We start from the raw sequence: 10,397 nt of genomic DNA, 5'->3' as shown, positions 1-10,397 counted from the left end.
AGCATCTGGCCCGTCTGGTTGTTGTCGCTGTCGATGGCTTGTTTGCCGAGGATCACCAGTTGAGGCTGTTCCTTGTCGACAACCGCTTTGAGCAGCTTGGCCACGGCCAGGGAGGTCAGCTCTTCAGCGGACTCGACCAGGATAGCGCGGTCGGCGCCCAGCGCCAGGGCGGTACGCAGCTGCTCTTGAGCAGTGGTCGGGCCGATTGAAACCACGACGATTTCAGTCGCCACGCGCCCTTCTTTTATAGAGCGCTCTTTCAAACGAACAGCCTCTTCCACGGCAATTTCGCAGAAAGGGTTCATCGACATTTTTACGTTTGCGAGGTCGACGCCAGAGTTGTCCGCTTTGGCGCGAACCTTGACGTTATAGTCGATCACTCGCTTTACAGAGACTAGGACCTTCATCAATTACCTCAGTAAGCACAGCCAGGGTGGGTCGGAATAACGTGTCAAACGGTACTGCTGCCGCGAAGTTTTTCGTTGCGCCGACGCAACCACTCCATCAGCAGTAACAGCACGGCAGACGCGCCTACCATCAAGGTCGCCGCCGCAGCGATGGTGGGATTGAGGTTCTCGCGAATGCCTCCAAACATTTGCATCGGCAACGTGCGTTGTGCGGGGCTGGCCAAAAACAGCGTCACCACCACCTCATCGAAGGAGGTGGCAAACGCAAACAAGGCCCCACTGATCACGCCGGGCGCAATCAGCGGCAGCATGACCTTGCGAAACGCCAACAACGGCGGCGCCCCCAAACTGGCGGCTGCACGGGAAAAATTCCGATCATAGCCCTGTAACGTCGCCGCCACGGTGATCACTACGAAGGGCACTCCCAGCGCAGCGTGAGCCAGCACCAGGCCAAGGTAGCTGTTGAGCAGATTCAATTGGGCGAAAAAAAAGTAGAGCGCCACCGCAATAATCACCACGGGCGCGATCATCGGCGAAATCAATACGGCCATCACCAGCCCCTTGCCACGAAACTCTCCGCGGGCGAGCCCCACGGCGGCCAGGGTGCCGAGCGCGGTGGCCAGCAACGTGGCAGCCGGTGCGATGATCAAGCTGTTGCGCAGCGCCCGCATCCACTCCTGGGAACCGAGAAACTCTTGATACCAGCGCCATGAGAAACCGCTCAGCGGGTAACTGAGAAACGACCCTTCGTTGAAAGACAGCGGCACGATCACCAGGATCGGCACCACCAGAAAGACCAACAGACTGAAGCTGAACACACTGAAGATCGGCGACCAGAGGCGCTCAATCATTGTGGAATGATGATTCATCGAACACCTCATGCACGCTGGGCGGGGTTGGCTGGACGGGTAATGCGCGAATACACCCAATACAGCAGCAGGACGATGATCAGCAGTTGGCTGCCCAGTGCCGCAGCCATCCCCCAATTGATGGTGGTGTTGGTGTAGAACGCGACGAAGTAACTCAGCATCTGATCACCCGGCCCGCCCAGCAGCGCGGGGGTGATGTAGTACCCAATAGCCATGATGAAGACCAGCAGCGCTCCTGCCGTTACCCCCGCGAAGGTCTGCGGCACGTAGACCGACCAGAACGCGCGGAAGGGATGCGCACCGAGTGAAACGGCTGCGCGGACGTAGTTGGGGGAGATGCCTTTCATGACCGCATAGAGCGGCAGGATGACGAAGGGCAGCAGTATGTGGGTCATGGAGATGTAGACCCCCACCCGGTTGAACACCAGCTGTAGGGGTTGCTCGATCAGTCCGAGGCCGATCAGTGAACTGTTGATCAACCCACCGTTCTGCAGCAGTACGATCCAGCCCGCCGTACGCACCAGCAAAGACGTCCAGAACGGCAACAACACCATGATCAGCAAAAGGTTGGCGCGACTGCTCGGTTGCTTGGCCAGCCAGTAGGCCACCGGGTAGCCGAACAGTACGCACAGCAGCGTGACCACACTGGCCATCCACAGTGTGCGCATCAGAACGGAGAGATACAGCGCCTGTCCCTTGGGCAGCTCGACAATATCGCCGCTCTGGGCATCCACCTGGTGATCGAACGCAGCCAGCACGTAATACGCCGTGAGCGGGCGCCCTGCGCGCTGGATACTGCGCCAAGTACTCGGCTCCGCCCAAAGCGTCGATTGAGCGATCAGCGCCCGACTGATCGATTCGGCGTCGTTATCCGGCAACTTGCGCAAGGCCATGTTGAGGAGCGTGCGATAACGACCGTCTTCATAACCCAGTCGCTTGATCAAGCCTGGGGTCTGCCCCTCGGCCTTGGCGGTTTTCAGGTCCATCACCAACGACGAAAAGACTTTCTCATCCGGCCGGCCTTCGCCGTCCCAGTCCTGCAGCGCCTGCAGCGTCGTGGGTAATGCCCGTTTGACTTCCGGGTTGTCGAGGCTCTTCCAAAGTATGTTGCCGATCGGGAACACGAAGCTGATCAGTAGAAATATCAACAGCGGCGCGATCAGCAGAACGGATCGCTTGCGATAGGCACGCTCGGCATGCAGCAATCGCTGCTTGAGAGAGGCGCCCTTATCGGCTGAATGATCGATAGCCGTCAGGCTGACTTCTGACATGCTGGTCTCCAAGTATAAGGCTGAACCGGCTTCAAACAGATGAAGCCGGTGGTGGCTGATTAGTTCGCCGCCCAGGCGTTGAAGCGTTGCTCCAGCTCTTCACCGTGTTCGATCCAGAAATCGGTATCCACCCCGCGTGCGCCTTTGAGGTTAGCGGGAGCGGTCGGCAAATCGGGGCGTACCTTGGCGTCGATCTGCGCAATGGCCAACGTGTTGGTCGGCCCGTAGGGAATGGTTTCGGCGAAGACTTTCTGATTCTCGGGACGGTTGGCGAATGCGATGAACTGCTCGGCCAATGCCTTGTTCTTCGAACCCTTGACGATCGCCCAGCTATCCAGATCGTAAAGACTGCCATTCCAGACAATCGAGAACGGGTGTCCTTCTTTCTGCGCTGCGGTGACGCGCCCGTTATAGGCGGAGGTCATGACAACGTCGCCGGAAACCAGCCACTGCATCGGTTGAGCGCCGGCTTCCCACCACTGGATACTCGACTTGATTTCATCGAGCTTTTTAAAGGCCCGGTCGACGCCCTCGGGCGTGGCCAGCACGGTGTAGAGCTGGCCCTGGGAAACGCCATCGGCCAACAACGCAATTTCAAGGGTGAACTTCGCGCTTTTGCGCAGCGCCCGTTTGCCTGGATAGGTCTTCACATCCCAAAAATCCGCCCACCCGGTGGGGGCTTTGGCGAGTTTTTTGGAATCGTAGGCCAACACCGTGGACCAGATGAAAATACCCGCCCCGCACTCACTCACTGCCGAGTCGACCAGCTGTTTATGGTCGCCCAGCTTTGCCCAGTCCAAGGGTTCGAACAGCCCCTCGCTGCACCCGCGCACCAACTCTGGACTTTCAACCTCGACCACATCCCAGCCGACCTGACCGGTCTCCACCATGGCTTTGATCTTGGCCATCTCGCCGTTAAACTCACCGGCCTCAATGTTGACGTTGTTCACCTTGGAAAACGGTTGGTAAAACGCCTTCTCTTGGGCTTGCTTATTCAGCCCTCCGAACGACACAACCGTGAGCTGTTGAGCCTGCACCTGGCTTGCTACGCCAGCCATCAACGCCAATACCGCGATTTTCTTGAACATGGGAACGCTCCTCAGCAGTGTTTTGGGCAACGCTTTTTTTAGTGATGGACCAATGGATCGAGCGCGCTGGCGTCGTGACTGCACCAGCCGACAGGCACCGTATGACCGGTCAGCCAGTCATCGTGCATTTCAGCGATCGGGACTTTTGCGGTAAACGCCCGATGCCCGACAACGTTGAGCCGCACCCGAACGTGATCGCCCAGATAAATCAGCTCCTCAATACGTCCCGGCAGGCTATTGGCGGACGGTTTGTTCAGCCCGACCCGTTCCGGACGGATCGACAACGATGTGGAATCACCGGCAGACAGAACCGTCGTGGCGCGGGCGCCGACCTCGGAACCATTCGCCAGACGCACGCGACATTCCGCCCCGGAAACCGAAACAACCGTTCCCGGCAGCGCGTTGTTTTCACCGATGAAGTGGGCCACGAAAGAATTGTTGGGGTGCTCATAGAGCGCTTTGGGCGTGTCGATTTGCTGAATCACACCATCATTGAAAACCGCGACACGGTCAGAGAGTGTCAAGGCTTCCGCCTGATCATGGGTGACGAACACCACGGTCAAGCCTAATTGGCGATGCAAGCGTCGGATTTCCAACTGCATCTGTTCACGCAGCTGTTTATCAAGCGCCCCCAAGGGCTCATCCATCAGCACCAGGCTGGGCTCGAACACCAGCGCACGCGCCAGTGCGATACGTTGCTGTTGCCCACCGGATAACTGCGCCGGGTAGCGTTGCGCGAGGTGACCGAGCTGGACCATGTCCAATGCACGCTTGACCTTCACGTCGATATCGCCGGCACTCATTCGCCTGACTTTAAGAGGGAATGCGAGGTTGCCCGCCACCGTCATGTGGGGAAACAGTGCGTAGTTTTGAAACACCATGCCTATCCCACGCTGATGCGGCGCCACCGTATGTAACGGCTCGCCGTCGAGCAGGATTTCGCCCTCGGTGGGCGTTTCGAAGCCTGCCAGCATCATCAGGCTGGTGGTTTTTCCAGAGCCCGAAGGCCCGAGCAAGGTAAGGAACTCACCACGCTGGATGTCTAGGTCAAGCTTTTTGACCACCAACTGTTCGCCGTCATAGCTCTTCTGCACGCCTCTAAAGCGTACATAAGGGGGGGCAATGCTCATGGCTGCACCTGCTTATTATTGTTTTGAAAATGTCGTTCTGGGTTACACGGTTTCATTTTAGGCACACCTTTATTTTTGATGCATCATGTTTTATATTTCATGTTCGCAGCATAAAGTGTGCCAGCTTGACCACAGGTGATGGGTGCGAAAAGCACCTCAACGCTGCCGTAATATCCAAGGGGACTTGGCACTCGCGCAGTGCAAAGAAAGGTGCGCACGCACCGCTTAAGCGCGCCGTGCAAAGGTAAGAAGAACCAGTTGACAGTACATATTCTTTTAAACATGATGCATCAAACATCAAAAACCCTACCAATTGAGGACGTCCCATGAGTGAGAAAAAAACCCTGCTGCTGACAGGTGCCAGCAGAGGCATCGGGCATGCAACGGTCAAACACTTCAATGCCGCGGGCTGGCGCGTTTTCACCGCTTCCCGACAGAGCTGGGCGACCGAATGTCCCTGGGCGGACGGTCAGGAGAACCACATCCATCTGGATCTCGAGGACATTGGCAGCATTGAAGCCAGCATCGACCTGATCAAAGAGAAACTCGGTGATGGCAAGCTGCATGCACTGGTCGATAACGCCGGCATGAGCCCTAAAGGACCGCAAGGCGGCCGACTCGGTGTGTTGGAAACCGACTATGCCACCTGGCTGCAGGTCTTCAACGTCAACCTGTTTTCCACCGCCCTGCTCGCCCGGGGTTTGTTCGCCGAGCTGAAAGCGGCGCAAGGCACCATCATCAACGTCACCTCGATTGCAGGCTCAAGAGTCCACCCGTTCGCCGGGGTCGCTTACGCGACGTCGAAAGCAGCCTTGTCCGCATTGACCCGAGAAATGGCTTACGACTATGGGCAGCACGGCATTCGGGTGAATGCTATCGCCCCTGGGGAAATCGATACGTCGATCCTCTCCCCCGGCACCCAGGACATTGTTGAACGCAACATTCCAATGCATCGGCTTGGCAAGCCGGAAGAAGTGGCGTCCCTCATTCATTTCCTGTGTACCTCAGGTGCCTCCTACATCAATGGCGCAGAGATCCAGGTCAACGGTGGCCAGCACGTTTGAGCGGGTCATTCCTTCCCTTTTGCGAAACGTCCAACCGGAGTTTTTATGAAATTGCGTGATAGCAGCCTGTTCCGCCAACAAGCCTATATAGCCGGCGTCTGGACCGACGCAGACAATGAACAGCACATGGACGTGAACAATCCGGCGACAGGCGAAATACTCGGCCAGGTACCCAAAATGGGCGCCGCCGAGACCCGTCGCGCCATTGAAGCGGCGGAACAAGCGCTGCCTGCCTGGCGCGCCCGCACCGCCAAGGACCGGGCCACTGTCCTGCGCCGCTGGTTCGATCTGATCATGGCCAACCAAGACGATCTGGCCCGCCTGATGACACTCGAACAGGGCAAACCCCTGGCAGAAGCCAAAGGTGAAATCGCCTACGCCGCGTCGTTCATCGAATGGTTTGCCGAGGAAGGCAAGCGCGTGTACGGCGACATTATTCCGGGCCACCAACCCGACAAGCGCCTGCTGGTCATCAAACAACCGATTGGCGTGACTGCCGCCATCACCCCGTGGAACTTCCCTTGCGCCATGATCACACGCAAGGTCGGCCCGGCACTGGCTGCCGGCTGCACCATGGTGATCAAGCCTGCCAGCCAGACACCGTTTTCTGCCTTGGCGTTGGCCGAGTTGGCCACCCGCGCTGGAATACCCGAAGGCGTGCTCAGTGTCGTGACCGGGTCAGCCGTGCAGATTGGCGCTGAATTGACCAGCAACCCAATCATTCGCAAATTATCGTTCACCGGCTCAACGGAAATTGGTCGTCAACTGATGGCCGAATGCGCTCAAGACATCAAGAAAGTCTCGCTTGAACTGGGCGGCAACTCGCCGTTCATTGTGTTTGAGGATGCGGACCTGGACGCCGCTGTCGAGGGTGCGCTGCTGTCTAAGTATCGCAATGCCGGCCAAACCTGCGTCTGCGCCAACCGCCTGTACATCCACGACAGCGTCTACGATGCGTTCGCCGATAAATTGCAGAACGCGGTGTCGAAGCTGCGCTTGGGCAATGGGCTGGACGACGGCATCACCACCGGTCCGCTGATCGATAAAAAAGCGGTGCTGAAGGTGCAGGAGCACATTGCCGACGCCGTGAGCCAGGGCGCGCGCGTCATTCAGGGCGGCAATCCCCACGCGCAGGGTGGCAACTTCTTCGAACCGACCATTTTGGTCGACGTGCCCAAGACCGCCCTGGTGGCCCGCGAAGAAACCTTCGGTCCCTTGGCGCCGTTGTTTCGCTTCTCCAGCGAAGCCGACGTCATTGCCCAAGCGAATGACACCGAGTTCGGCTTGGCGGCGTACTTCTTCGCGCGCGACCTGTCTCGCGTTTTCCGCGTAGCCGAAGCCCTCGAGTACGGCATCATCGGGATCAACACCGGGATTATCTCCACCGAAACGGCGCCTTTTGGCGGCATGAAGGCATCCGGGTTAGGCCGTGAAGGCTCCAAATACGGCATCGATGATTACCTGGAAATCAAATACATGTGCCTGGGCGGCATCTAAGCAACCAAAGGAGTCGTGACGTGAGTGTCGATATCGATTGCGTGGTAGTGGGTGCGGGCGTGATAGGGCTGGCGATAGCCCGCGAGATGGCCCAGGCAGGTAACGAAGTGCTGGTGATCGAAGCGGGAGAAGCAATCGGTATCGGCACGAGCTCGCGTAACTCAGAAGTTATCCATGCGGGTATTTACTACCCCCCAGGAAGCCTCAAGGCCCGTATGTGCGTCGAAGGGCGACACGCACTATATGCGTATTGTGCGTCCCACGGCGTCATTACGCGCCGAACCGGAAAGTTGATCGTCGCCGCCACCGACGCGCAAGTGAACCAGTTGCAATTGTTGTTGCAGCGAGGGCTTGAGAACGGCGTAGACGATCTGCGTCTGCTGGATCGCGCTCAGGCGCTCGCGCTGGAACCCGCGCTGCAGTGCATCGCGGCTTTGTATTCACCCTCCACCGGCATCGTCGACTCACACGCGTTGATGCTGGCACTGCAGGGTGATGCCGAAGCGGCCGGCACCAGCATCGCCTTCCACGCACCGTTGCTCAGCGCCTGCGTGACAGCCGACGGCTTTCTGCTGAGTGTTGGCGGAGAGACGCCCACGGCGCTGTCGTGCCGACGGCTCATCAACGCGGCAGGCCTCCACGCCCCGGCGTTGGCCCGGCGAATAGAAGGACTGTCGCCCCACACCGTGCCGCAGGACTATCTGTGCAAAGGCAGTTACTTCAGCCTGGCAAAAAGAGTCCCGTTCTCGCACCTCATCTACCCCGCACCGGACACCGATGGTCTTGGCGTACACATGACCGTAGACCTGGGCGGACAGGCCCGCTTTGGCCCGGACACGCAATGGGTCGACGCCGAGGACTACCAGGTCGACCCGGATCGCGCGCGCGGGTTCTATGCGGCTATTCGCAACTATTGGCCAGAGTTGCCGGAGGGCAGCCTGCAACCCGGATACAGCGGCATCCGCCCCAAAATATCGGCCCCCGGCGAGCCCGCCAGCGATTTCCTCATCAGCAGCCGACGGGAGCATGACGTCCCAGGCCTGATCAACTTGTTCGGCATCGAATCACCTGGGCTGACGTCCTGCCTGGCCATCGCCCGGCACGTACGCGAGATGATTGAACACTAGCTGACGCCCCCACTTCTACTCGTCGTATCCAGCACGGCAACACCGACAAGGTGATGCCGGCGAAGCGGCGGGCGACGTCTATCTGCAGATGAGCATTGTCGATGAAATTCACATTTTCCAGCAGACCAACCTGCTGGCGTTGAATGCGGCCATCAAGGCGGCACGTGCGGGAGAAGCCGGTCGCGGTTTTACGGTGGTCGCCAACGAGGTCAAGAGCCTGGCCCACAGGCCCCAATCGTCCGCCGAGGAAATTCAACAAATGATCGAAGAACTTCAGTCGGACTCCCGGACATCCGTGACCACCATGGATGAAAGTCAACAATTCAGTGCGCGAAGTATCGTGATTGCAACGCAAGCGGGGGAACGTTTTGATGCCGTCACCCACGGGATTACCCCTATCGACGGGGTCAACCAGTCGGTGGCCGCAGCGACAGAGGAGCAGACCTCGGTGATCGAGTTGCTCAACGTCGATATCGTTGAAATCAACGCGCTTAACGAACAATCCGTGAACTGCCTGAATACCACGCTGGAGGCCTGCAAACAGTTACAACAGCAGTTTTCCGGGTTGTCGCAGCTCGGGGGGCGTTTCGCGTCTAAGTGAGGTGTAAAGACCGTTCGCGCTTGCCGAGCGGCGTCCACTTAATAAGACCGATGACTCGCCCTTGATTCACGACTGACTAACGGGAATAGATCAACATGGGAAAAGCGCAGGTCGTTGGATGGCAGTTGGTAAATAAATTGAAAATGACTACTCTTCGCACCACCCCCCATCATTGATCAAGGCTCGGCATGATCAGAGAGTTAAAGACGTTCATCTGCGTTACGCAAAGAGGGACTTTCGCGGCGGCGGGACAACAGGTGGGTTTGACTCAGTCTGCGGTCAGCGCCCAGATCAAAAGTCTCGAGGACACATTGGGCGTCAAACTGTTTGATCGTACCGGACGCTCAGCCACACTTAATTCAGCAGGCCAACGTGCCATTCCCCTGGCCGAGGAAATCCTGCGGCTTTTCGGTCGGATGGGTGCCGCAGACAGCGGTAATGACTTCCACGGAGCACTGCGAATCGGCGCGATCGGCACGGTTCAGACCGGGATCCTGCCGCAGGCGCTGGTGGCCTTGAAATCACAAGCGCCTTTTATCGAAACAAACCTTGTACCGGGTGTGTCGTTGAACCTGCTCAGCCAAGTGGACGCCGGCGAGTTGGACCTGGCCATCATGATCAGACCGCCGTTTTCTCTACCCAAGGACCTGCATGCCGAAGTCATCGCACGCGAGGCTTTCGTATTGATCACGTCCAAAGAGGTGGTGGGCGACGACCCGCTGGCGATTCTGGCGGAACAACCCTTCGTGCGGTATGACCGAGGCTCGTTTGGCGGGCGGCTGGTCACCCAGTTTCTCAAGCAGCAAAAAATTCATGTGCATCAGGCACTGGAGCTGGATGAACTGGATGCCATTGTCAAAATGGTACGCAGTGGGCTCGGCGTTTCACTGGTACCCAAGGCGGGTCTATGGCTCGAACATGCGGATGACGTCAGGGTCCTGGAGTTGCGCAAGCTCACGTTTTTCAGGGAGATCGTACTGGTCTCGAAATACCGGCAAAAACATTCGCCCCTGTTCAACATTTTCCGGGCCTGCGTTCTTGATGCGGTGTGATGCCTCCCGAATGCATAGGGGCAATAGAAAATCAACCGCCGCACCGCAAGCTTTTCAGCTTTTGTACGAACCATCGTGGTGCAGCACGAACAACAATGGTGCAAAAGCCTGTGTTACCGATTTACTCATCGAAATTATTCGTGCTCAGGACACAGAATTTGCGCTTTTCCCCACCGTGTTTCCGGATAAGAATTGATTCAGATCAAAACAAATCAATAGGAAACCACCGTGAGCCTCTCCCCTTTCCATCTGGCAATTCCCGTCTACGATCTGGCCGCCACACGTCACTTC

At 57.9% G+C, this 10,397-nt stretch carries 9 protein-coding genes and 1 pseudogene; 5 read left to right on the top strand and 5 right to left on the bottom strand.

What is annotated here, in order from left to right:
- From AO064_RS13470 to AO064_RS13450, 5 genes are all read right to left on the bottom strand, one after another.
- Positions 1–407 (bottom strand): electron transfer flavoprotein subunit beta/FixA family protein (locus tag AO064_RS13470; RefSeq protein ID WP_167355325.1); only part of this gene is annotated, 407 nt, incomplete at its 3' end.
- Between the two features lie 44 nt (positions 408–451).
- The gene (locus AO064_RS13465) at positions 452–1,288 is read right to left on the bottom strand and encodes an ABC transporter permease (RefSeq protein ID WP_375232513.1); all 837 of its coding nucleotides are present in this window, start codon (positions 1,286–1,288) and stop codon (positions 452–454) included.
- Positions 1,285–2,547, bottom strand: a complete 1,263-nt coding sequence (locus tag AO064_RS13460; protein ID WP_064053658.1) for an ABC transporter permease — start codon at positions 2,545–2,547, stop codon at positions 1,285–1,287. The genes AO064_RS13465 and AO064_RS13460 overlap by 4 nt, the downstream gene beginning before the upstream one ends.
- A 59-nt stretch (positions 2,548–2,606) precedes the next feature.
- On the bottom strand, positions 2,607–3,635 hold the full coding sequence (locus AO064_RS13455) for an ABC transporter substrate-binding protein (protein ID WP_064053657.1): 1,029 nt from the start codon (positions 3,633–3,635) through the stop codon (positions 2,607–2,609).
- A 38-nt stretch (positions 3,636–3,673) separates the two neighbouring features.
- Positions 3,674–4,765 carry an ABC transporter ATP-binding protein gene (locus tag AO064_RS13450; protein WP_064053656.1) on the bottom strand — a complete coding sequence of 364 codons (1,092 nt, stop codon included), beginning with the start codon at positions 4,763–4,765 and terminating at the stop codon, positions 3,674–3,676.
- A gap of 326 nt (positions 4,766–5,091) precedes the next feature.
- Between AO064_RS13450 and AO064_RS13445 the strand changes: the two genes are divergently transcribed.
- The 5 genes and pseudogenes from AO064_RS13445 (at position 5,092) to AO064_RS13425 (ending at position 10,106) form a co-directional block, all read left to right on the top strand.
- Entirely contained in the window at positions 5,092–5,829 is a 738-nt protein-coding gene (locus AO064_RS13445) for an SDR family NAD(P)-dependent oxidoreductase (protein WP_034103269.1), read from the top strand.
- A 45-nt stretch (positions 5,830–5,874) separates the two neighbouring features.
- Positions 5,875–7,326, top strand: coding sequence for an NADP-dependent succinate-semialdehyde dehydrogenase (gene gabD / locus AO064_RS13440; protein WP_064053655.1), 1,452 nt, complete (start codon positions 5,875–5,877; stop codon positions 7,324–7,326).
- 20 nt (positions 7,327–7,346) lie between these two features.
- Positions 7,347–8,453 carry an NAD(P)/FAD-dependent oxidoreductase gene (locus tag AO064_RS13435; protein ID WP_064053654.1) on the top strand — a complete coding sequence of 369 codons (1,107 nt, stop codon included), beginning with the start codon at positions 7,347–7,349 and terminating at the stop codon, positions 8,451–8,453.
- A 112-nt stretch (positions 8,454–8,565) separates the two neighbouring features.
- Positions 8,566–9,054 (top strand): annotated as a pseudogene (locus AO064_RS13430) (methyl-accepting chemotaxis protein); the annotation flags it as partial.
- A 188-nt stretch (positions 9,055–9,242) separates the two neighbouring features.
- Complete coding sequence (locus AO064_RS13425) at positions 9,243–10,106, top strand: LysR family transcriptional regulator (protein WP_064053652.1); 864 nt, start codon at positions 9,243–9,245, stop codon at positions 10,104–10,106.
- Positions 10,107–10,397: the final 291 nt, after the last annotated feature.

The sequence above is a fragment of the Pseudomonas marginalis genome (assembly GCF_001645105.1).
Classification (GTDB): domain Bacteria; phylum Pseudomonadota; class Gammaproteobacteria; order Pseudomonadales; family Pseudomonadaceae; genus Aquipseudomonas; species Aquipseudomonas petroselini.
This window is presented reverse-complemented; position numbering and strand designations above follow the sequence as displayed.

Excerpts from the sequence above, each read along its gene's own strand:
- AO064_RS13455 (WP_064053657.1), bottom strand. The coding sequence starts at position 3,635 with ATGTTCAAGAAAATCGCGGTATTGGCGTTGATGGCTGGCGTAGCAAGC.
- AO064_RS13460 (WP_064053658.1), bottom strand. The coding sequence starts at position 2,547 with ATGTCAGAAGTCAGCCTGACGGCTATCGATCATTCAGCCGATAAGGGC.
- AO064_RS13445 (WP_034103269.1), top strand. The coding sequence starts at position 5,092 with ATGAGTGAGAAAAAAACCCTGCTGCTGACAGGTGCCAGCAGAGGCATC.
- AO064_RS13425 (WP_064053652.1), top strand. The coding sequence starts at position 9,243 with ATGATCAGAGAGTTAAAGACGTTCATCTGCGTTACGCAAAGAGGGACT.
- gabD (WP_064053655.1), top strand. The coding sequence starts at position 5,875 with ATGAAATTGCGTGATAGCAGCCTGTTCCGCCAACAAGCCTATATAGCC.
- AO064_RS13450 (WP_064053656.1), bottom strand. The coding sequence starts at position 4,765 with ATGAGCATTGCCCCCCCTTATGTACGCTTTAGAGGCGTGCAGAAGAGC.
- AO064_RS13465 (WP_375232513.1), bottom strand. The coding sequence starts at position 1,288 with ATGAGGTGTTCGATGAATCATCATTCCACAATGATTGAGCGCCTCTGG.